Source organism: Curtobacterium sp. JUb34, assembly GCF_003755065.1.
Lineage (GTDB): Bacteria > Actinomycetota > Actinomycetes > Actinomycetales > Microbacteriaceae > Curtobacterium.
Genome location: NZ_RJVH01000004.1, coordinates 1 through 21,859, shown reverse-complemented (window position 1 = coordinate 21,859; position 21,859 = coordinate 1). Strand labels below are relative to the sequence as shown.

The following is a 21,859-nucleotide window of genomic DNA, read 5'->3' as shown; positions in this document are numbered from 1 at the left end:
GAACGACGGCTGTCGTGCGTTGCTTCGATGGAGGGATGGACATCCTCCTCCGACTCCTCGTCGCGATCGGGTTCGCCCTCCTCATCACCGCCGCCGCCGCGGTCGTCCTGCACCTGGTGCTCCGGACGATCGCGCGCCGGGAACGGTGGGCCGGCGTGCTCTCGCGGCGGGCGAAGCACCCGTTCCGCACCACCCTGCTCGTGGTCCTGCTCTGGATCGCGTTCACCTCGAGCGTCCCGCGCGACGCCGACGCGTACCCGTGGCGCGACGAGGTCGTGCACGGCTTCCTGATCGTCACGATCGCCGTGGGCTGCTGGCTGGCGTGCCAGATCGCGATCTTCCTCGAGGACCTCGGTCTGCACCGGTTCCGCATCGACGTCCCCGACAACCGGCAGGCTCGCCGCATCCGCACGCAGGTCCTGATCATCCGACGGCTGACCGTCGCCGTCCTCGTCATCATCGCCGTCGGCGCGATCCTGCTCACCTTCGACGGCGTCGAGGCGGCGGGCGCGAGCGTGCTCGCGAGCGCCGGACTCATCTCGGTCGTCGCCGGTCTGGCAGCGCAGTCGACGCTCGGCAACGTCTTCGCGGGCATGCAGCTCGCGTTCTCCGGGTCGATCCGCGTCGACGACGTCGTCGTGGTCGAGCAGCAGTGGGGGCGGATCGAGGAGATCACCCTCACCTACGTGGTCGTGCACCTGTGGGACGACCGGCGCTTCGTGCTGCCGTCGACGTACTTCACGAGCACGCCGTTCGAGAACTGGACGCGCACGAACAGCGAACTGCTCGGCGCCGTCGAGATGGACCTGGACTGGCGGGTCCGGCCGGGTGAGATGCGCGAGGAGCTCGACCGCATCCTCGACCGCACCGAGCTGTGGGACCGCCGCGTCAAGGTGCTGCAGGTGACCGACGCCGTGCAGGGGTACGTGCGGGTACGGGTCCTCGCGACGTCGCACGACGCCCCGTCGCTGTTCGACCTGCGCTGCTACATCCGCGAGGAGCTCGTCGAGTGGATCCAGCGCACCCACCCCGACGCCCTGCCGGTCCAACGCGTGCTCATGGTCGACGAGACGGCGCCGCGGCGGCGCACGGCCTCGACCGCTGCCGACTCCGCGCTGTTCGCGCCGGGCCAGGAGGACCGCGCGGCGCTCTTCACCGGCCCGATCCAGACGTCCGACATCCCGCCGTCGGAGCGCTGACGGGCGCGACCGGCGCTGCGGAACCAGGTTCCGGACACAGCACCGCGGGATCGCGTGGTTCCGTGTCCGGAACCAGGTGCCGTGGACGGGGCTGACGACGGACGGGAGGCCCGTGGCGGATCCGCCACGGGCCTCCCGTCCGTCGTGTGGTCGCGGCCTGGACCTACGGCTGGCGCGCCTTGACGGCGCGGTCGTCCTCGACCACCGTGCCGATCGCCACGATCGTGGTCGCGATCCACGCGACCCACGTCAGGGCGAGCCGCCAGTCGCGGGGTCCCTGGCGGGTGGTCTGGAGCACGCTGTAGCCGCTGATGAGCGAACTCCACACCGCACCGTTGAACATGAACTTGCGCACAGAGGCCTCCTGTCGTCGTGCTCCCAACGCTACCGGTCAGTACATTGGAGCGCCGCCGGACACCCTGCCCGGCGCACTCGTGGAGGAGCGCCCGTGCGTCAGGCCGTCATCGGAGCAGTGCTGCTCGTCATCGGCGCGGTCTGCGTCGCCCTCGGGCTGCTGCCGCTCGACGACCTCGGGGTCCTGGCCGAGCGGGTCCTGCCCGTCCTCGGGTTCGTCCTCGGGCTGACGATCGTCGCCGAGCTCGCCGCGGACGCCGGCGTGTTCGACCGACTCGCCGACGTCGCCGCGCGGGTCGGCGGCGGACGCACGATCGGGCTGTGGGGCGCGGTCGTCGTCCTCGCCGTGCTCTGCACCGTGTTCCTGTCCATCGACACCACCGCGGTGCTGCTCACCCCGATCGTCATCTCGTTGGCGCGGCGGGTGGGTCTGCCGCCCATGCCGTTCGCGCTGACCACCGTCTGGCTCGCGAACACCGCGTCCCTGCTGCTGCCGGTGTCGAACCTGACGAACCTGCTCGCCGTCGACCGGATGGGTCTGGGCGGACCGCTGCCCTTCGCCGGGCTGATGGCCTGGCCGGCGGTCGCCGGTGTCGTCGTGCCGTGCGTCGTCCTGCTCGTGGTGTTCCGCGGCAAGCTCTTCGGGCGCTACACGCCGGTCTCGGTGCGCCGTCCGTCCGACCCGGTGTCGTTCTGGGCGGCGTCGGCCGTGCTCGTCGCGCTCGTCGTGGCGCTGACCGCCGGGGTGACGGTGTGGATCGCGGCCGTCGCCGGTGCCCTCGTGCTCGTCGTCGTCGCGGCCTTCCGGTCGCCGACCGAACTCCGGCCGTCGCGCGTGCCGTGGTCGACGCTGCTCTTCGCCGCCGGGCTGTTCGTGGTCGTCGAGACCCTGCACAGCACGGGGCTCACCGACCCGCTCGTGCAGGCGCTCGGCGACGGCACCGGGACCGGGCCCCTCCTGCTGCTCGGCGGCGGGGGAGCGGTGGCGGCGAACGCGATCGACAACCTGCCCGCGTACCTGGTGCTCGAGCCGGCCGCCGGGCACGAGGCCGTGCGGTACGCCGCGCTCCTCATCGGCGTGAACGCCGGGTGCCTCGTGACACCGTGGGCGTCGCTCGCGACCCTGCTGTGGCACGCACGGCTGTCGGCCGAGGGCGTGCACCTGTCGTGGGGGAAGTACATGCTGCTCGGCTGCATCGCGGCGCCGCTCACCGTGGTCGCCGGGGTGCTCGCGCTCGCGATCTGAGGCGGGGTCGCCGGTCACCGATCGGACCGTGGGTGCCGATCGCACCGTGCGTGTTCGGTCGTTCGGTGCGGTGCCGGCTGCCTGGTGCGAGCTCGTGGTGGCGCACGGCGCGGTCAGTCGTGCACCGGCCGAACAACCTCGCACCGTGCGCGCGCTGGGTGGCGCACGGTTCACTGCGTCGCACGGTGCGTGTTCGGTCGTTCGGTGCGGTGCCGGCTGCCTGGTGCGAGCTCGTGGTGGCGCACGGTGCGGTCAGTCGCGCACGGCGCAGCGAAGCCTGCACGGTGCCGTTCCTTCCCATCCGCAGCGGTCAACAGACCGAGCTCGCACCGGCCGAACAACCTCGCACCGTGCGACGGCTGCGGGCGGTCAGAGCCAGTCGCGCCGCTTGAACGAGACGTAGAGCAGCAGCGACGAGACCACGGCGAGACCGACGGACAGGGACAGACCGGACCAGTGCCCCTCGCCGGGGAACGCGACGTTCATGCCGAAGGCGCCCGTGATCGCGGTGGGCACGGCGATGATCGCGGCCCAGCTCGTCACCTTCTTCATCACGGTGTTCTGTCGGTTCGACGACAGGTTGAGGTTCGTGTCCAGGACGCTCGAGACGGCGTCGCGCAGCTGCTCGACGGAGTCCGAGATCGACACCAGGTGGTCCTCGACGTCGCGGAAGTACGGTCGGATGCCGTCCGCGATCGTCTCCGCGTCGCCGTGCAGCAGCGAGGCGACACTGTCGCGGGTCGGGACGACGAGGCGCCGGAGCACGCCGAGGGCCTTGCGCAGACGGAACGACCTGCGTTGGATCTGCTGCTCGCGGGCGTTGCCCCGTTCGAACAGGTCGTCCTCGAGGTCGTCGATGCGCCGTTCGATGTCCTCGACGGTGTCGGTGGCGTGGTCGACGACGGCATCGAGCAGTGCCCACACGAGCCACGGGACCCCGTGGCCGGCGATGTCGGCGTTCGCCGTGAGCCGGTGCTCCATCGCCGAGGTGTCCACGTCGGCGCCGTGGATGGTGACGAGGGCGTGCTCGGTGACGAACGCCTTGACCTCGTGCGTGACGAGTTCGCCGTCGTCGCCGAGCCCGCCGACGTCGTAGACGACCAGGAACAGGCTGTCCCGGTAGCGGTCGAGCTTGGCGCGCTGGCCGTGCTCGACGGCGTCCTCGACGGCCAGGGCGTGGATGCCGAGTTCCGCTTCGACCTGCTCGAGGTCGGCGTGCGTGGGGTCGGTGTAGTCGACCCAGACGATGCCCGAGTCGGCGATGACGTCCGAGATCCGGTCGACCGGGAAGTCCTGCTCCGTCGCGTCGCCGCCCCGCCACGCCCGTGTCCTGACCATGCGCGTCAGCCTAGTGAGACGGCCGGCCCGGGGATCCCAGGCCGGCCGTCGTGGTGCGTCCGTCAGTACGCGGAGACGAGCTTCCCGTCCTCCACCTTCAGGTACTGGTTCACGTCGAAGCTGTCCTCGCCGTGCTCCTTGTCCCCGAAGTACGAGGTGTAGTCGTACTCGACGACGCCGTCCTTCGTGCTCTGCACCATGACCGTGCCCGAAGCGGAGGCCTCGACCTCGACCTCCGGCATCGTCGTGACGTCGTAGCGGACGGCACCGTCGGCGTCGTACGGGCCGTACCAGGGGCACCCGCTCAGCGCGCTGAGGTCGGTCTTCGTGGCGCAGTCGTCGATCAGGTCGGACACGTACTGCTCGGCGTCCTGCTGCAGCGCCTTCGTCGCGGTCGGCGAGAAGTCGACGTACCCGGAGGACGTCGCCCCGACCGACACCTGCTCGGTTCCGCCGGTGAAGTACTTCGTCCCGCCGACCTCGACCTCGTACGTGCCGGGGTAGGCGAGGGAGGTGAACCGGCCGTCGCTGATCTCGCCGATCTCCTTGCCGCCGACCGTCACCGGGGCGCCCTCGAGCACCTCGGACGCGGTCAGGGTGACGGTCTGGGCGAGCGGCTCGGTGACGCGCCACTCGTCCTTCACCAGGAAGGAGGTGCCGGTGCGCCGCAGGCTGACCTGGCCGGAGCGGTTCTTCCCGTCCTGGGTGTAGCTGACGGTGGCGAGGGCACTGTCACCGCTCGTCGACACGCGGCCGACGCGGATGTCCGACGGGCGGTCCTTCGCGCTCTTCAGCACCGCGGTGTCGAGCATGGCGGCGTCGGACGGCACCTCGCTGAGTCGTGCGGCGGCGTCCGCGTCACCGCTCGCGATGGCCTGCACGTACGACTTCACGGTCGGGGCCGGACCCCACACGTTGGCGCGGAGCACCCCGGTGGTGACGGCGCCCGCGATGACGACGACGACCACGGCGCCGCCGGCGATGAGCGAGCGGACCAGGATCTTCTTGGCGCGCGGCGACATCGGAGCGGGTGCGGGCGCACCACCGCCGACGAACGGCTGCGCGGGCTGGCCGGGGTGGCCGACACCGGGGGTCGCCGACCACGCCGCGCCGGTCGGGTCCGCGGTCGGGGCCGGGAACCCCCCCGGAGCAGCCGCACCGGCAGGCGAGTACGTGCCGGGCGCAGCCGAGCCGGCGGGCGGGTACGTGCCGGGCGCAGCCGAGCCGGCAGGCGGGTACGTGCCGGGTGCGGGCGATCCCGCCACCGGGGACGTTCCGGGGGCCGGCGATCCCGCTGCCGGGAACACCGGCGCGGCCGCCGGACGCGGGTCGGCACCGACGAGGCGCGACGTCCGCAGCACGACGCCACCGCCGAGGCGGGGGAGCAGCACGGGTGCGAGGTACCGTGCCACGGCCTCGATCGCGCCGCCCCAGAGGGCGAACACCAGCGGCGTCCACGGGGCGATCCCGACCGAACCACTGCCGCTGACCGCGCTGACGCCCGTCGCCTGGTACGACACCAGACCGGTGCCGAGCACGAAGAGCAGCAGCCCCAGGGCGAACCACACGACCGGGGTCACGACCCAGTCCAGCGTGGTGCGGAACCGGTCGTTGCGGCGGACGGCGAGCGCGAGGCCCGCGACGACCGAGGTCACGACGACGAGCAGGACGACGAGCCAGGTCCAGCCGCCGGCGCCGCCGAAGACCGACGCCGTGCTCCCGGCCGAGCCGAAGCCGGACAGCCCGACGCCGCCGAGGAACCCGAGGGCGGTGAGGGCGACCGCGACGTTGCCGACGAGCACCGGCAGCGCCGCACCCCACGAGGGCTGCCCGATCAGGGCGACGACGATGACGACGACGGTCACCAGCACGACGAGCACCGTGAGCTGGGACGCCGCGACGCGAAGGGTGCCGAGGACACGACCGGCGAACACGTTCCGGCCGAGGAGCGCCGACGGACGTGCGAGCACCGCGGCGAGTGCGCCGATCACGAAGGCGCCGAGGATGCTGCCGAGGCCGACCGCGTGCACGGGGTCGATGGCCGCGCCCGGAACGGCGGGGAACCGGATGGCCAGGATGCCCGCGGCGGCGTTGGTCAGCACCGTGGTGACCAGCCCGGATAGGACGGCGGTCAGCACGATCGGGGTGCGCCCGAGGTCGCGGCTGCGGATCCGACGGGTGAGGACGACGGCCAGCACGACCTGTGCCGCGAGCACGAGCACCGGGACGACGGCGAGCGCGCCGGACCCCGACCCGAGGAAGCCGATCGAGCCGGACAGGTGCAGACGGCCCAGGTCGGCGAGGGCGACCAGCTGGGCGGGCGTGCCGAGCAGGACGCTGACCCCGGAGAGCAGCGACTGGACGTCGGGCGTGCTCCCGGAGCCGAGGTCGGGCGTGCTGCCGGTCGATCCCGATCCGACGGAAGCGGATCCCGATCCGCCGGCCGCGAGCACGGCGACGGTGAGGAGCAACGAGATCGCGGCCACGACGTAGGCGGCGACCCAGCCGCCGACGGCGGCGAGCACGGACGCCAGCCAGTCGCGGCCGGTCACCGACCGCAGCAGACGGCCGAAGGCGTCGGACGGCTGCGGGGCGCCCGGCGCGGTCTGACCCGGCTGGCCCGGCTGTCCCGGCTGGAGGGGCGGAACGGGCGGGTTCGGTGGGTTCTCGCTCATGGCTGGTGGGTCCTCTCCGACCGGGAGGCCGATGCCGCACGCCAGCACCCGTGTCCCCCCGACACGCACACGTAGCGTACCGGAACCGCCGATCCGCCGTGAATCCGCTGTCCGGGCGCTGGTAGATTCCGACCCGTGTCTGCACCTTCTCCTTCGTCCACCAAGTACGCCTTCGTCGTCGCCTCGAACCGCCTCCCGGTGGACCGGGTCGTCGACCAGGACGGCAACGAGGGATGGCGGCACTCGCCGGGTGGCCTCGTCACCGCACTCGAACCCGTGATGCGCGCGAACGACGGCGCCTGGGTCGGCTGGGTCGGCCAGCCCGAGGTCGAGGTCGAGCCGTTCGACAACGAGGGCATCCACATCGTGCCGGTCCCGCTGTCCGCCGAGGACGTCGAGGAGTACTACGAGGGCTTCAGCAACGACACGCTCTGGCCGCTGTACCACGACGTCATCGAGCACCCGAGCTACCACCGCGACTGGTGGAACGCGTACAAGCGGGTCAACGAGCGCTTCGCGACCCAGATCGCCGAGATCACCGAGCAGGACGGCATCGTCTGGGTGCAGGACTACCAGCTGCAGCTCGTCCCGGCGTTGCTCCGTGCCAAGCGTCCCGACCTGACGATCGGGTTCTTCAACCACATCCCGTTCCCGCCCGTCGGCATCTACGCCCAGCTGCCGTGGCGCGCGCAGATCCTCGACGGTCTGCTCGGCGCCGACGTCATCGGCTTCCAGCGCCACGACGACGCGAGCGACTTCCTCCGCGCGGTCCGCCACATCAAGGGCTACACGACGAAGGGGCAGACGATCGACGTGCCCGTCGACGACCCGGACGCCCCGCGCAGCCGCAAGGGCATCACGGTCCGCCACGTCGAGGCCCGCCACTTCCCGATCTCGATCGACGCCGAGAGCTTCGAGGCGATCGCCCGCCGACCCGAGGTGCAGGAGCGTGCCCGCGAGATCCGCGAGAGCCTCGGCAACCCGAAGACGGTCCTGCTCGGGGTCGACCGTCTCGACTACACCAAGGGCATCCGGCACCGCATCAAGGCCTTCGGCGAGCTCGTCGAGGACGGCCGCATCAAGGTCGAGGACGCTGCGCTCATCCAGGTCGCCAGCCCGAGCCGCGAGCGCGTCGACACCTACGCCACGCTCCGCGACGAGATCGAGCTGAGCGTCGGCCGCATCAACGGCGACCTCGGGGTCATCGGCCACCAGCCGATCTCGTACCTGCACCACGGCTACCCGCGCGAGGAGATGGTGGCGCTCTACCTGGCGGCCGACATCATGCTCGTCACCGCGCTGCGGGACGGCATGAACCTCGTCGCCAAGGAGTACGTCGCGGCGCGGTTCGACAGCGACGGGGTGCTCATCCTGTCCGAGTTCGCCGGCGCCGCCGACGAACTGAAGCAGGCCGTCATCGTCAACCCGCACGACATCGGCGCGTTGAAGGACAGCATCGAGCGCGCGATCGAGATGCCGCGCCGCGAGCGCTCCACGCGGATGCGTGCGCTCCGCAAGCGGGTCCGGGACAACGACGTCGCGCGCTGGTCGCGCTCGTTCCTCGAGGCGCTCGACCGCCACGCCCCGCGGAACGCCCAGCTCGACCCGTCCGCCGTCGACCCGGCGGACCGACACCGTGAGGCGCAGACCGACAACATGTCGATCTTCGACCAGGACGCGCAGTCCGCCAGGGCTGCCGAGGACACCCGGGAGGCACGTGATGACTGAGCACACCACGCACGTCGACGAGACGGCGGCTCCAGGGCTCGACGCCGCGCTGGACGCACTGGGCCGCGCCGGGCGCGTGATCGTCGCCCTCGACTTCGACGGCACGCTCGCGCCCTTCGCCGACGAGCCGTCGCAGGTCGGCGCCCTGCCGGGGTCCTGGGCCGCGGTCCTCACGCTGCACCGCGCGAAGGACACCGAGGTGGTGCTCGTCTCGGGCCGTCCGCTCGGCAGCCTCGCGGCCGTGTCGCACGCGCCGCAGGACATGGCGCTCGTCGGGTCGCACGGCGTCGAGTGGCGCGTGGACGGCCACGACGAGGCGGCCCTCACCGACGACGAGGTCGCACGGGTCGCACGGATCGGTGCGGCGCTCGACGAGGTCGGCGCCCGCCACCCGGGCGTGGTCATCGAGCACAAGCCGGCCGGCCACGGCGTGCACACCCGTCGGGTGAGCGCCGAGGTCGCCGCGCAGGCGAACGCCGATGCGAGCCGAGCGGCGCACGAGGCCGACCCCGACGTGCTCGAACGCGGCGGCAAGGACATCGTCGAGTTCGCCGTCCGGCACGTCACCAAGGGCGACGCCATCGCGCGGCTGCGCGAGCTCCACGGTGCCGACGCGGTGTTCTTCGCCGGTGACGACGTCACCGACGAGGACGGCTTCCGCGTGCTCGGCGACGGTGACGTCGGCGTGAAGGTGGGTCCGGGGGAGACCCGTGCCGGGTACCGCATCGCGGACCCGGCGGCCCTGACCGGCGTCCTGAAGCAGCTCGCTCGCCTGCGTGCGACGCGCTGACCAGGGTGATCCGGGCCTCCCGGTCGGGCTCCAGAACATGCGAACGCATGTTGATGTCCAACTGGTATCCCAAAGCGTCCTAGACTCGCTCCATGCCTGATATCGACGTCAAGCCGCGCAGCCGGGTCGTCACCGACGGGATCGAAGCAACCACCTCGCGTGGCATGCTGCGGGCCGTCGGTATGGGAGACGAGGACTGGAGCAAGCCGCAGATCGGCATCGCGTCCTCGTGGAACGAGATCACGCCCTGCAACCTCTCGCTCGACCGCCTCGCGCAGGGCGCCAAGGAAGGCGTCCACTCCGGTGGTGGCTACCCGCTGCAGTTCGGCACCATCTCGGTCTCGGACGGCATCTCGATGGGCCACGAGGGCATGCACTTCTCGCTCGTCTCGCGTGAGGTCATCGCCGACAGCGTCGAGACCGTCGTCAACGCCGAGCGCCTGGACGGCACCGTCCTGCTCGCCGGCTGCGACAAGTCCCTGCCGGGCATGCTCATGGCCGCCGCGCGCCTCGACCTGGCGAGCGTGTTCCTCTACGCGGGCTCGGTCATGCCGGGCTACGTGAAGCAGGCCGACGGCACGATGAAGGAAGTCACGATCATCGACTCCTTCGAGGGCGTCGGTGCCTGCAAGGCCGGCACCATGTCCGAGGAAGAGCTGAAGAAGATCGAGTGTGCCATCGTCCCGGGCGAGGGCGCCTGCGGTGGCATGTACACGGCCAACACCATGGCGAGCGTGGCCGAGGCCCTCGGCATGTCGCTGCCGGGCTCCGCCGCCCCGCCGAGCGCCGACCGCCGCCGTGACTACTACGCGCACCGCTCCGGCGAGGCCGTCGTCAACATGCTCGAGCACGGCATCACCGCTCGCCAGATCCTCACGAAGGAAGCCTTCGAGAACGCGATCGCCGTCGCGATGGCGCTCGGTGGTTCGACGAACGTCATCCTGCACCTGCTCGCCATCGCCTACGAGGCCGAGGTCGAGCTCTCGCTGGACGACTTCAACCGCATCGGTTCGAAGGTCCCGCACCTGGCCGACATGAAGCCCTTCGGCAAGTACGTCATGGTCGACGTGGACCGCAACGGCGGCATCCCGGTGATCATGAAGGCGCTGCTCGACGCCGGCCTGCTGCACGGCGACTGCCTCACCGTGACGGGCAAGACCGTCGCCGAGAACCTGGCCGAGATCGACCCGCCGGCGCTCGACGGCGAGGTCTTCCGCACGCTCGACAACCCGATCCACGAGACCGGCGGCCTGACGGTCCTGCAGGGGACCTTCGCCCCCGAGGGTGCCGTGGTGAAGACCGCGGGCTTCGACGCCGAGGTGTTCGAGGGCCCCGCACGGGTGTTCGACCGCGAGCGCGCCGCGATGGACGCCCTCACCGAGGGGAAGATCCAGAAGGGCGACGTCGTCGTCATCCGCTACGAGGGCCCCAAGGGCGGCCCGGGCATGCGCGAGATGCTCGCCATCACCGCGGCCATCAAGGGCGCGGGCCTCGGCAAGGATGTACTACTCTTGACCGACGGACGATTCTCAGGCGGCACAACCGGCCTGTGCATCGGCCACATCGCACCCGAGGCAGTGGACGCAGGTCCAGTTGCCTTCGTGCGCGATGGCGACCGCATCCGTGTCGACATCGCGGCTCGCTCGCTCGACCTACTGGTCGACCCGACCGAGCTGGAGGCCCGCCGTGACGGCTGGGCCCCGCTGCCCCCGCGCTACACCCGCGGAGTCCTCGCGAAGTACGCCAAGCTCGTGAAGTCCGCCGCCCAGGGCGCGGTCACGGGCTAGCGTTCGACACACGCACCATCGCCACCTCTCCAGGCAAGGACCACCTCATGCCCACGGAAGCAACTCCGCTGTCCGCGGCCGCCGGTGCACGCCGGTCGCCGGAGATCCTGACCGGCTCGGGAGCCGTCCTCCGGACGCTCGAGCACCTCGGGATCACCGACGTCTTCGGCCTGCCCGGCGGTGCGATCATCCCGTTCTACGACGAGCTCATGGCGTCGAAGACGATCCGCCACATCCTCGTCCGCCACGAGCAGGGCGCCGGCCACGCCGCCGAGGGCTACGCCTCGGCGTCCGGCAAGGTCGGCGTCGCCATCGCGACGTCGGGCCCCGGCGCGACGAACCTCGTCACGGCGATCGCCGACGCCTACATGGACTCGGTGCCGTTCATCGCGATCACCGGCCAGGTGTTCTCGACGCTGATGGGGACCGACGCGTTCCAGGAAGCCGACATCGTCGGCATCACGATGCCGATCACGAAGCACTCGTTCCTGGTCACCGACCCGGCCGACGTGCCCGCGACCCTGGCCGCGGCGCACCTCATCGCGACGACCGGTCGCCCCGGCCCTGTGCTGGTGGACATCACGAAGGACGCCCAGCAGAAGTCGGCGCCCTACGTCTGGCCGCCCAAGATCGACCTGCCGGGCTACCGGCCGGTCACCAAGGCGCACGGCAAGCAGATCACCGCGGCCGCGCAGCTCCTGGCCGAGGCCGAGCGCCCGGTGCTCTACGTCGGTGGTGGCGTCATCCGCTCCCGCGCGACCGCCGAGCTCCTCCGCTTCGCCGAGGCGACGGGTGCACCCGTCGTGACGACGCTGATGGCACGAGGGGCCTTCCCCGACTCGCACCCGCAGCACCTCGGCATGCCCGGCATGCACGGCACCGTCCCGGCGGTGCTCGGGCTGCAGGACAGCGACCTCATCATCGCGCTCGGCGCCCGGTTCGACGACCGCGTGACCGGCAAGGCCGACGAGTTCGCGCCGAACGCCAAGGTCGTCCACGTCGACATCGACCCCGCCGAGATCTCGAAGATCCGCTTCGCCGACGTCCCGATCGTGGGCGACGCGAAGGAGGTCCTGGTCGACCTGCTCGACGCCTGGGGCGGCATCGCCGTCGACGACCGCGCCTCGACGGCCGACTGGTGGGCGAAGCTCCACCAGCTCAAGGTCGACTTCCCGCTCGGGTACGCGGAGCCGACCGACGGTCTGCTCGCCCCGCAGGCCATCATCAAGCGCATCGGCGAGCTCTCCGGTCCCGAGGCGGTCTACGCCTCCGGTGTCGGGCAGCACCAGATGTGGTCGGCGCAGTTCATCAAGTACGAGCGCCCGAACGCGTGGCTGAACTCCGGCGGCGCGGGCACGATGGGCTACTCCGTCCCCGCGGCGATGGGTGCGAAGGTCGCCGAGCCGGACCGTGTGGTCTGGGCGATCGACGGCGACGGCTGCTTCCAGATGACGAACCAGGAACTCGCGACCTGCGTCATCAACGACATCCCGATCAAGGTCGCGATCATCAACAACTCGTCGCTCGGCATGGTGCGGCAGTGGCAGACGCTGTTCTACGACGGCCGCCACTCGTTCACCGACCTCGAGACCGGCCACGACTCGCGCCGCGTGCCCGACTTCGTGAAGCTGGCCGACGCGTACGGCGCCCTCGGCATCCGCGTCGAGAAGGCGGACGAGGTCGACGCGGCCATCCAGCTCGCGCTCGAGACGAACGACCGCCCCGTGGTGATCGACTTCGTCGTGAGCCGTGACTCGATGGTGTGGCCGATGGTCCCGCAGGGAGTCAGCAACTCGTCCATCGAGTACGCCCAGGCCCTCGCACCCACCTGGGACGACGAGGACGCCGACATGACGGGGGAAACCGCATGAGCCACGTCCTGTCCCTCCTCGTCGAGGACAAGCCCGGTCTGCTGACCCGCGTCGCCGGACTGTTCGCCCGCCGCGGGTTCAACATCGAGTCGCTCGCCGTCGGCAACACCGAGGTCGACGGCCTCAGCCGGATCACCGTCGTCGTCGACGTCGAGGACCTCCCGCTCGAGCAGGTGACGAAGCAGCTCAACAAGCTCGTCAACGTCATCAAGATCGTCGAACTGGACTTCTCGCAGTCCGTCCAGCGCGAGCACATGCTCGTGAAGGTCCGCGTCGACAACCAGACGCGGTCGGCCGTGCTCGAGGCAGTGAACCTGTTCCGCGCACAGGTCGTCGACGTCGCGAACGACTCGCTCATCGTCGAGGTGACCGGAGACCCCGGCAAGATCCAGGCGATCCTCCGCGTCCTCGAGCCCTACGGCATCAAGGAGCTGGCCCGCGCGGGCCTGCTCGGCATGGGACGCGGACCGAAGAGCATCACCGACCGGGTGCGCTGACCAGCGGTCCGCCACCCCCACAGACCACCAGAACCAAGGAGACACACCCTCGTGACTGACATCGTGTACGACGCCGACGCCGACCTGACGCTCATCCAGGGCAAGAAGGTCGCCGTCATCGGCTACGGCTCGCAGGGCCACGCCCACGCCCTCAACCTCCGTGACTCGGGTGTCGAGGTCAAGATCGGCCTCAAGGAGGGCTCGAAGAGCCGCCAGAAGGCCGAAGAGGCCGGTTTCGAGGTCCTCACCCCGGCCGACGTCACCGCCTGGGCCGACGTCGTCGTCATCCTCGCGCCGGACCAGGTCCAGCGCATCGTCTACGCCGAGGACATCCGCCCGAACCTCAAGCCGGGCGCGACCCTCGTCTTCGGCCACGGCTTCAACATCCGCTTCGGCTACATCGAGGCACCCGAGGGCGTCGACGTGTCGCTCGTCGCCCCGAAGGGCCCGGGTCACACCGTCCGTCGCGAGTACGAGGCCGGCCGCGGCGTCCCCGTCATCGTCGCCGTCGAGGTCGACGCGTCGGGTTCCGCCTGGGACCTCGCGTGGTCGTACTCCAAGGCCATCGGCGGTCTGCGCTCGGGCGGCATCAAGACGACCTTCACCGAGGAGACCGAGACCGACCTGTTCGGCGAGCAGGCCGTCCTGTGCGGTGGCACCTCGCAGCTCATCCAGTACGGCTTCGAGACCCTCGTCGAGGCGGGCTACCAGCCGCAGATCGCGTACTTCGAGGTCCTGCACGAGCTCAAGCTGATCGTCGACCTGATCTGGGAGGGCGGCCTCACCAAGCAGCGCTGGTCGATCTCCGACACCGCCGAGTTCGGTGACTACGTCTCCGGCCCGCGCGTGATCTCGCCCGACGTCAAGGAGAACATGAAGGCGGTGCTCGCGGACATCCAGAACGGTGCCTTCGCGAAGCGCTTCATCGACGACCAGGACGCCGGTGCCCCCGAGTTCAAGGCGCTCCGCGCCAAGGGCGAGGGCCACCCGATCGAGGCGACCGGCCGCGAGCTGCGCGCGCTCTTCGCGTGGAAGCAGAACGACGGCGACTACGTGGACGGCTCCGCAGCGCGGTAGTCTTCCGAGGAACACTCGATGACGAGGCGGCGGTGCAGCCCTTGCACCGCCGCCTCGCGACGTGACCCGAACGTTATGCAGCAGCTCTTCTCCAGCCCCGACGCCGTGGACCGGCGTCCCTTCGGCGTGCGCCCGGACGATGCGCGACAGCCGTCGGCCGTGATCCGCACGTGCGGTCAGGGGCGGACCGACCAGCATGGGATGATCATCGGATGGCGGTGACGAAACGAGCGGTCCACATCGGCGCCGGCAAGATCGGGCGCGGGTTCGTGGGCCAGTTCCTCGTGGCGAGCGGCTACGAGCTCACCTTCGTCGACGTCGACGACCGTGTGGTGTCCGCGTTGAACGAAGCCGGACGCTTCGTGGTGCACGAGGTCGGCGAGATGCCGGTCGAGCACCTCGTCTACGGCTTCCGGGCGCTCAGCAGCAAGACCGACCGCGACCGCGTGGTCCAGGCCATCGCCGAGGCGGACGTCGTGACGACCGCCGTCGGCGCTCGCACACTCCCGCTCGTCGCGCCGCTCATCGCCGAGGGGCTCGCGGCCCGGCCGCTCGAGCGTGGCGACGTGACGGTCGTGGCGTGCGAGAACGCGTTCAACGCCACCGACTCCCTGCACGCGAGCATCCGTCGTGCGCCGGTGCTCGAGGACCGCGACATCGCCGCCGTCTTCGCGAACTGCGCGATCGACCGCATCGTCCCCGACCAGTCCGGCGTGCTCGGCCAGTCCGGTGGCCTCGACGTCGTCCTCGAGCCCTTCTACGAGTGGGTCATCGAGCGCACGCCGTTCCTCGGCTCCGACGCCGAACCCCCGACGATCGAGGGCGTCACGTGGGTCGACGACCTGCAGCCCTTCGTCGAGCGCAAGCTCTACACGGTCAACACCGCGCACGCGACGGCCGCCTACCACGGCTACGTCCGCGGCATCCGGCTGATCCGTGAAGCCCTCGAGGACGACGCCGTCCGTGCCGAGGTCGACGGTGTCCTCGCCGAGACCACCGCGCTGCTCGTGGCGAAGCACGGCTTCGACCCGGAGGAGCACGCGCGCTACGTCGCGGCGAACCTCTCGCGCATCGCGAACCCGCACCTGCCCGACACCACCGTGCGCGTCGGACGGAACCCGCTCCGCAAGCTCGGCCGACGCGAGCGGTTCGTCGGTCCGGCCGCACAGCTCGCCGAACGCGGCCTGCCCGTCGGTCACCTGCTCGGTGCCGTCCGCGTCGCGCTCGCGTTCGACGACGAGAACGACCCGGAGTCGATCGAGCTGCACGCGCTGCTCCGCTCCGGCGCGACGGCGCACGCGCTCACCGAGATCCTCACCGGACTGATGGAGAGCCACCCGCTGTTCCCCGCCGTGCGCGAGGTCGTCGCCGAGGTGCTCCAGACGCAGCCCGCCGACGCCTGAGCGGTCGTCTCACCGGGAACCCGTGGTCTCCCCGAGCGCTGGTCCCTCGTAGGATCGAGGCATGAACACGGCAGCATCCCCACCCGACGGGTCGGTCGACCCGGACGTGACGAACGCCGTCGACCACGACGACGAGGCGCTCAGCTGGGGTGACGCCGACGACGCCACCCACGTCGACGCCGCGCACAACCCGGTCGCCGTCAAGGACCGTGGCGACCGCGACCCCGAGGCACCGGAGACCTCCGGCGCACTCGTCGGGTTCGGCGTGTTCGGTGGGCTCTACCTGCTCTACACCGTCGCCTGGCTGCTGACGGCGTCCACGTCGTACGTCTCGGGTGTCGACACCGTCCTGACGGTCTTCGTCGAGGTGCTCCGGTTCCTCGCCATCCTCGCGCCGGCGCTGTGGTTCACGGTCGTGCTGTGGGCCGCCCGGGGCAGCCGGACCCGGACGCGACTGCTCTGGATGCTGCTCGGTGCCGTCGTGCTGTTCCCGTGGCCGTTCCTGCTGACGCGGAGCTTCGGGTGACCGCCGCGACGCCGGCCGCACGCCGGTCGCCCGGCCCGATCGTCGGCCGCGTCGCCGTCTGGGTCGTGTTCGCGGTGCTGTTCGCCTACATGACGGTGCAGGCGGTGGGGAACCTCACGCAGATCTCGCAGCGGGTGGACGAGTTCAACGCCTTCCTCGCGACGACCTCGGGCGGGGAATCGCTGCAGGCGAGCACGCCCTGGCTGTGGCTGGTCCTGGACATCCTGATCGCCCCCGTCGCGTTCGTGGCCGCCCTGGTGATCACGCGTCGTGCGCGGCTGACCGTGACCGTCGCCGTGTTCGTCCTCGCCTTCGCGGCGGCCGGCGCGCTGTGGCTCGACCTGCAGCTGTTCGTGCCGAGCCTGCTGCAGTTCTAGACGAGCGCGGTCGTAACGGACCGCGCACGTCGATAGCATGGTGGGATACCAACCGTCTCTCGTGAGGAAACAGCAGCTGTGTCGAAGCCGGTCGTCCTGATCGCCGAAGAACTCTCGCCCGCCACGGTCGACGCCCTCGGGCCCGACTTCGAGATCCGGAACGTGGACGGCACCGACCGGCCCGCGCTCCTGTCGGCCCTCGCCGACGCGGATGCCGTGCTGGTGCGTTCCGCCACCAAGGTCGATGCCGAGGCGATCGCCGCGGCCCCGAACCTCAAGGTCGTCGCCCGTGCCGGTGTCGGCCTGGACAACGTCGACATCAAGGCGGCGACCACCGCCGGTGTGATGGTGGTGAACGCGCCGACGTCGAACATCATCTCCGCCGCCGAGCTCACCGTCGGGCACATCCTGTCGCTCGCCCGCCACATCCCGGCCGCGCACGCGTCGCTGGCCGACGGCGCCTGGAAGCGCTCGTCCTACACGGGCGTCGAGCTCTACGAGAAGACCGTCGGGATCATCGGTCTCGGCCGCATCGGCGCGCTCATCACGCAGCGCCTGCAGGCCTTCGGCGTCCAGGTCATCGCCTACGACCCCTACGTCACGACGGCTCGCGCCCAGCAGCTCGGGGTCGAGCTCGTCTCCCTCGACGACCTGCTGCGGCGTGCCGACTTCGTCACGATCCACATGCCGCGCACCCCCGAGACCCTCGGCATGATCTCGGACGACCAGTTCGCGCTCATGAAGCCGACGGCGTTCGTCGTCAACGTCGCCCGCGGCGGTCTGATCGACGAGGACGCCCTGCACCGCGCGCTGACCGCGAACACCATCGCGGGCGCCGGACTCGACGTCTTCGTGTCGGAGCCGCCGAAGGACTCCCCGCTCGTCTCGCTGCCCAACGTCGTCGTCACGCCGCACCTCGGCGCCTCGACCGACGAAGCGCAGGAGAAGGCCGGCGTCTCGGTCGCGAAGTCGGTGCGCCTCGCGCTCGGCGGCGAGCTCGTGCCGGACGCGGTCAACGTCGCCGGTGGCGTCATCGACCCGTACGTCCGTCCGGGCATCCCGCTGGTCGAGAAGCTCGGTCAGGTCTTCACGGCCCTCGCCACCTCGCCCGTGACGAGCATCGACGTCGAGGTCCACGGCGAGCTCGCCGAGTACGACGTCAGCGTGCTCAAGCTCGCAGCGCTCAAGGGCGTCTTCACCGACGTCGTCAGCGACCAGGTGTCGTACGTCAACGCCCCGCTCATCGCGGAGCAGCGCGGCGTCACCGTGCGGCTCATCACCGAGACCGACAGCCCCGAGTACCGCAACGTGCTCACGATCCGCGGCGCCCAGTCCGACGGACCGGCGATCAGCGTCTCCGGCACGCTCACCGGTCCGAAGCAGGTCGAGAAGCTCGTCGAGATCAACGGCCACGACGTCGAGGTCCCGCTCGACCGGCACCACGTCGTCATGGAGTACGTCGACCGCCCCGGCATCGTCGCGGTCTACGGCAAGGAGTTCGGCGAGGCCGGCATCAACATCGCGGCGATGCAGATCTCGCGCGAAGCCGCCGGCGGACAGGCGCTCAGCGTCCTGACCGTCGACTCCCCGGTGCCCGCCGAGATCCTCGAGCACGTCGGCCGGGCCATCGACGCCTCCTCGCTCCGCGAGATCGACATCACGCTCTGATGGACGTCCGGACGCTCAAGCTCGCGGTGATCCGCGGGGACGGCATCGGGCCAGAGGTCGTCGACGAGGCGCTCAAGGTCCTGCACGCCGTGACCCCGGACGACCTCGTCATCGAGGAGACCCCCTTCTCCCTCGGCGCGACGCGGTACCTCGAGACCGGTGAGATCCTCACCGAGGACGACATGTCCGCCATCGCATCGCACGACGCGATCCTGCTCGGCGCGGTCGGTGGGGACCCCCGCGACCCCCGCCTGGCCGGTGGGATCATCGAGCGTGGACTCCTGCTGAAGCTGCGCTTCGCGTTCGACCACTACGTCAACCTGCGGCCGACCAAGGTGTACGACGCCGTCGCGACGCCGCTCGCCGCACCGGGCGCGGTCGACTTCGTCGTCGTGCGCGAGGGCACCGAGGGGCCGTACGTCGGCAACGGCGGTGCGATCCGGACGGGGACTCCGCAGGAGATCGCGACCGAGGTCTCGCTGAACACCGCGTTCGGTGTCGAGCGGGTCGTGCGGTACGCCTTCGACCTGGCGGACCGTCGGGCACGGAAGCACCTGACGCTCGTGCACAAGAGCAACGTCCTGGTGCACGCTGGCGCCCTGTGGCAGCGCACGGTCGCGGCCGTCGGTGCGGAGTTCCCGGACGTCACGGTGGACTACCAGCACGTCGACGCGGTGACGATCCACATGGTGAGGGAACCTGCTAGGTTCGACGTCATCGTCACCGACAACCTCTTCGGCGACATCATCACCGACCTGGCCGGCGCGATCAGCGGCGGCATCGGTCTGGCGGCCTCGGGCAACATCAACCCGGACGGCACCTTCCCCAGCATGTTCGAGCCGGTCCACGGCTCCGCGCCGGACATCGCGGGTCAGCAGAAGGCCGATCCAACGGCCGCCATCCTCTCCGTCGCCCTGCTGCTGGACCACATCGGCCGCAGCGACCTCGCGACGGCGGTGACGCGGGCCGTCGAGGCGGACCTGGCAGACCGGGGCACCACGCAGCGTCGCACAGCCGAGATCGGCGACGCCATCGCCGCCGCGGCCACGGCACGCACCACCACCGCCTGAGAAGGAGCCCTCCACATGAGCACCGACACCGCCTTCGGACTCGAGTTCGCCACCACCCCGTCCGCGGACCGTCGCGCCGCAGCCGAGCGCGAGGAGATCCTTGCCGACCCGGGCTTCGGCAAGCACTTCACGGACCACATGGCCACCGTCGAGTGGACGCTCGATGACGGCTGGCACAGCGCCTCGATCCACCCGTACGGGCCGCTCATGCTCGACCCGAGCGCCAGCGTGCTGCACTACGCGCAGGAGATCTTCGAGGGGCTCAAGGCGTACCGGCACGCGGACGGCTCGGTGTGGTCGTTCCGCCCGGACGCCAACGCTCGCCGGTTCCAGCGGTCTGCCCGCCGGCTGGCGCTGCCGGAACTGCCGGTCGAGGCGTTCGTCGAGTCGATCCGGCAGCTCGTGCAGGCCGACGTCGACTGGGTGCCGTCCGCGCCCGAGACGAGCCTGTACCTGCGGCCCTTCATGATCGCGACCGAGTCGTTCCTGGGGGTGCGGGCGGCCCAGGCGGTGGCCTACCACTGCATCGCCAGCCCGGCAGGGGCGTACTTCACCTCCGGCCCGAAGCCGGTCTCGATCTGGCTGTCCACCCAGTACGCCCGCGCGGGCAAGGGCGGGACCGGTGCCGCCAAGACGGGCGGCAACTACGCGTCGTCGCTGCTGCCCCAGCAAGAGGCGTACGAGCACGGGTGCCAGCAGGTCATGTTCCTCGACTCGGTCGAGGGCAAGTACCTCGAAGAGCTGGGCGGCATGAACGTCGTGCTCGTGCGATCCGACGGAACGCTCGTCACGCCCGACTCCGACTCCATCCTCGAGGGCATCACGCGCGACTCGATCCTGCAGCTGGCGGAGGACCGCGGCCTCACGGTCGAGAAGCGCCGCGTGACCCTCGACGAATGGCGCGACGGTGTGGCCGACGGCTCCATCACGGAGGCGTTCGCGTGCGGGACGGCCGCCGTCGTGACCCCGATCGCGGAACTCCGCGGCGAGGGCTTCACGATCGGGTCGCCGACCGAGGGCGCCGGGGAACTCACCATGTCCCTGCGCGACGAGCTCACCGACATCCAGTACGGCCGTCGTCCCGACCCGCACGGGTGGATGACGAAGCTGACCGACGCGTCCTGATCGACGCTCGGGCGTGGGTAGGGTCGAACGGTGAAGATCGCACGGTTCAGCAGCAAGGGTGAAGACCCCCGGTACGGCATCCTCGACGAACGGCACCTGGTGGTGCTCGCCGGAGACCCCATGTACCAGGGGTTCGAGACCACGGGGGAGCGCGTCGCACTCGCCGACGCCAAGCTCCTCGCCCCAGTCATCCCGCGGTCGAAGGTCATCGGGGTGGGGCTCAACTACCTCGAGCACGCCTCGGAGATGGACGAGCGCGCCGGCGACGACCCGGTGGTGTTCCTCAAGCCGAACACCTCGGTGATCGGGCCCGACGAGCCCATCCGGCTGCCGGCCGACATCGGTCGCGTCGACCACGAGGGCGAACTCGCCATCGTGATCGGTTCGCTCGCCAAGAACGTCCGGCGCGAGGACTTCGCGAGCGTCGTCCTCGGGTACACGATCGCGAACGACGTGACGGCCCGCGACCTGCAGGCCCGCGACGGCCAGTGGACGCGGTCGAAGGGGTTCGACACGTTCTGCCCGCTCGGCCCGGTCATCGAGACCGAGATCGACCCGTCGGACATCCGCATCGAGACCCGGGTGGACGGCGACCTGCGTCAGGCGGGCTCGACGAACGAGATGGTCCACGACATCCCGTCGCTGGTCGAGTTCGTGTCGTCGATCTGGACCCTGCTGCCCGGCGACGTCATCCTGACCGGTACCCCGGCGGGCGTCGGTCAGATCCGCGACGGCGAGGTCGTCGAGGTGACGATCTCCGGTATCGGCACACTCAAGAACCCCGTGATCGCTCGCCACTGACCCGGCTCGTCACGGCAACGGCCCGTTCCCTCTGGGGGAGCGGGCCGTTCCGCGTCCGCGAGCCGATCAGGGCGACACGCCCGGGATGCCGCCTGGCTTGGCGCAGCCGTCCGGCCCTGCGTAAAGTAATCACTCGTTGCCACGGCGGCGGAGAACGGAACGGCTGAGACGGTCACTGGGTTCACCCGGAGATCTTGTCCGCCACGGTTCTTCCCCGGGCAGCGGATTTCATAGCCTCTCTGGCGGAGCATCTTCGGGTGTCGAGCGGGGGAGTGCGTCTGGTCCTTGAGAACTCAACAGCGTGCACATTGTCAATGCCAATTTATT

At 70.5% G+C, this 21,859-nt stretch carries 18 protein-coding genes; 15 read left to right on the top strand and 3 right to left on the bottom strand.

What is annotated here, in order from left to right; all coding sequences use genetic code 11:
• Positions 1 to 35 precede the first annotated feature (35 nt).
• A complete protein-coding gene (locus EDF63_RS14105) occupies positions 36 to 1,199 on the top strand; it encodes a mechanosensitive ion channel family protein (protein ID WP_123313677.1) in 1,164 nt (387 codons plus the stop codon).
• A 163-nt stretch (positions 1,200 to 1,362) separates the two neighbouring features.
• On the opposite strand, the gene EDF63_RS14100 is transcribed toward EDF63_RS14105, so the two are convergent.
• Complete coding sequence (locus EDF63_RS14100) at positions 1,363 to 1,554, bottom strand: hypothetical protein (protein ID WP_111085947.1); 192 nt, start codon at positions 1,552 to 1,554, stop codon at positions 1,363 to 1,365.
• Positions 1,555 to 1,647: 93 nt separating this feature from the next.
• Between EDF63_RS14100 and EDF63_RS14095 the strand changes: the two genes are divergently transcribed.
• Positions 1,648 to 2,799, top strand: a complete 1,152-nt coding sequence (locus tag EDF63_RS14095; RefSeq protein ID WP_123313676.1) for an SLC13 family permease — start codon at positions 1,648 to 1,650, stop codon at positions 2,797 to 2,799.
• A gap of 369 nt (positions 2,800 to 3,168) precedes the next feature.
• Here EDF63_RS14095 and EDF63_RS14090 read toward each other — a convergent pair whose 3' ends face one another.
• Both EDF63_RS14090 and EDF63_RS14085 read right to left on the bottom strand, forming a co-directional pair.
• Entirely contained in the window at positions 3,169 to 4,137 is a 969-nt protein-coding gene (locus tag EDF63_RS14090) for a magnesium transporter CorA family protein (RefSeq protein WP_123313675.1), read from the bottom strand.
• A 62-nt stretch (positions 4,138 to 4,199) separates the two neighbouring features.
• Positions 4,200 to 6,812 carry a hypothetical protein gene (locus EDF63_RS14085; protein WP_123313674.1) on the bottom strand — a complete coding sequence of 871 codons (2,613 nt, stop codon included), beginning with the start codon at positions 6,810 to 6,812 and terminating at the stop codon, positions 4,200 to 4,202.
• Between the two features lie 135 nt (positions 6,813 to 6,947).
• On the opposite strand from EDF63_RS14085, the gene otsA reads away from it, so the two are divergent.
• The 13 genes from otsA to EDF63_RS14020 all read left to right on the top strand — a co-directional run bounded on the left by otsA (position 6,948) and on the right by EDF63_RS14020 (position 21,532).
• On the top strand, positions 6,948 to 8,540 hold the full coding sequence (otsA, locus tag EDF63_RS14080) for an alpha,alpha-trehalose-phosphate synthase (UDP-forming) (RefSeq protein ID WP_123313673.1): 1,593 nt from the start codon (positions 6,948 to 6,950) through the stop codon (positions 8,538 to 8,540).
• Entirely contained in the window at positions 8,533 to 9,330 is a 798-nt protein-coding gene (gene otsB / locus EDF63_RS14075) for a trehalose-phosphatase (RefSeq protein ID WP_123313672.1), read from the top strand. Before otsA ends, otsB begins: the two co-directional genes overlap by 8 nt.
• Before the next feature lie 92 nt (positions 9,331 to 9,422).
• Positions 9,423 to 11,117, top strand: a complete 1,695-nt coding sequence (gene ilvD / locus EDF63_RS14070) for a dihydroxy-acid dehydratase (RefSeq protein ID WP_123292267.1) — start codon at positions 9,423 to 9,425, stop codon at positions 11,115 to 11,117.
• A gap of 47 nt (positions 11,118 to 11,164) precedes the next feature.
• Positions 11,165 to 12,988 carry an acetolactate synthase large subunit gene (locus EDF63_RS14065; protein WP_123313671.1) on the top strand — a complete coding sequence of 608 codons (1,824 nt, stop codon included), beginning with the start codon at positions 11,165 to 11,167 and terminating at the stop codon, positions 12,986 to 12,988.
• A complete protein-coding gene (gene ilvN / locus EDF63_RS14060; protein WP_022907763.1) occupies positions 12,985 to 13,485 on the top strand; it encodes an acetolactate synthase small subunit in 501 nt (166 codons plus the stop codon). The genes EDF63_RS14065 and ilvN overlap by 4 nt, the downstream gene beginning before the upstream one ends.
• A gap of 51 nt (positions 13,486 to 13,536) precedes the next feature.
• A complete protein-coding gene (gene ilvC / locus EDF63_RS14055) occupies positions 13,537 to 14,562 on the top strand; it encodes a ketol-acid reductoisomerase (RefSeq protein ID WP_123313670.1) in 1,026 nt (341 codons plus the stop codon).
• Between the two features lie 212 nt (positions 14,563 to 14,774).
• Positions 14,775 to 15,965 carry a mannitol-1-phosphate 5-dehydrogenase gene (locus EDF63_RS14050; protein ID WP_123313669.1) on the top strand — a complete coding sequence of 397 codons (1,191 nt, stop codon included), beginning with the start codon at positions 14,775 to 14,777 and terminating at the stop codon, positions 15,963 to 15,965.
• A gap of 61 nt (positions 15,966 to 16,026) precedes the next feature.
• Complete coding sequence (locus EDF63_RS14045) at positions 16,027 to 16,491, top strand: hypothetical protein (protein ID WP_111085937.1); 465 nt, start codon at positions 16,027 to 16,029, stop codon at positions 16,489 to 16,491.
• A complete protein-coding gene (locus EDF63_RS14040) occupies positions 16,488 to 16,868 on the top strand; it encodes a hypothetical protein (RefSeq protein WP_123313668.1) in 381 nt (126 codons plus the stop codon). Before EDF63_RS14045 ends, EDF63_RS14040 begins: the two co-directional genes overlap by 4 nt.
• Positions 16,869 to 16,946: 78 nt before the next feature.
• Positions 16,947 to 18,536 (top strand): phosphoglycerate dehydrogenase, encoded by a 1,590-nt coding sequence (gene serA / locus EDF63_RS14035; RefSeq protein ID WP_123313667.1) that lies wholly within the window; start codon positions 16,947 to 16,949, stop codon positions 18,534 to 18,536.
• Entirely contained in the window at positions 18,536 to 19,606 is a 1,071-nt protein-coding gene (locus EDF63_RS14030; protein ID WP_123313666.1) for a 3-isopropylmalate dehydrogenase, read from the top strand. Before serA ends, EDF63_RS14030 begins: the two co-directional genes overlap by 1 nt.
• Positions 19,607 to 19,621: 15 nt before the next feature.
• Positions 19,622 to 20,731 (top strand): branched-chain amino acid aminotransferase, encoded by a 1,110-nt coding sequence (locus EDF63_RS14025; RefSeq protein ID WP_123313665.1) that lies wholly within the window; start codon positions 19,622 to 19,624, stop codon positions 20,729 to 20,731.
• Positions 20,732 to 20,761: 30 nt separating this feature from the next.
• Positions 20,762 to 21,532, top strand: coding sequence for a fumarylacetoacetate hydrolase family protein (locus EDF63_RS14020; RefSeq protein WP_111085932.1), 771 nt, complete (start codon positions 20,762 to 20,764; stop codon positions 21,530 to 21,532).
• Positions 21,533 to 21,859: the final 327 nt, after the last annotated feature.

Coding starts and splice junctions, on each gene's coding strand:
- EDF63_RS14105 (WP_123313677.1), top strand. CDS start 36: ATGGACATCCTCCTCCGACTCCTCGTCGCGATCGGGTTCGCCCTCCTC.
- EDF63_RS14090 (WP_123313675.1), bottom strand. CDS start 4,137: ATGGTCAGGACACGGGCGTGGCGGGGCGGCGACGCGACGGAGCAGGAC.
- EDF63_RS14085 (WP_123313674.1), bottom strand. CDS start 6,812: ATGAGCGAGAACCCACCGAACCCGCCCGTTCCGCCCCTCCAGCCGGGA.
- otsB (WP_123313672.1), top strand. CDS start 8,533: ATGACTGAGCACACCACGCACGTCGACGAGACGGCGGCTCCAGGGCTC.
- ilvD (WP_123292267.1), top strand. CDS start 9,423: ATGCCTGATATCGACGTCAAGCCGCGCAGCCGGGTCGTCACCGACGGG.
- EDF63_RS14065 (WP_123313671.1), top strand. CDS start 11,165: ATGCCCACGGAAGCAACTCCGCTGTCCGCGGCCGCCGGTGCACGCCGG.
- ilvN (WP_022907763.1), top strand. CDS start 12,985: ATGAGCCACGTCCTGTCCCTCCTCGTCGAGGACAAGCCCGGTCTGCTG.
- EDF63_RS14050 (WP_123313669.1), top strand. CDS start 14,775: ATGGCGGTGACGAAACGAGCGGTCCACATCGGCGCCGGCAAGATCGGG.
- EDF63_RS14045 (WP_111085937.1), top strand. CDS start 16,027: ATGAACACGGCAGCATCCCCACCCGACGGGTCGGTCGACCCGGACGTG.
- EDF63_RS14030 (WP_123313666.1), top strand. CDS start 18,536: ATGGACGTCCGGACGCTCAAGCTCGCGGTGATCCGCGGGGACGGCATC.
- EDF63_RS14025 (WP_123313665.1), top strand. CDS start 19,622: ATGAGCACCGACACCGCCTTCGGACTCGAGTTCGCCACCACCCCGTCC.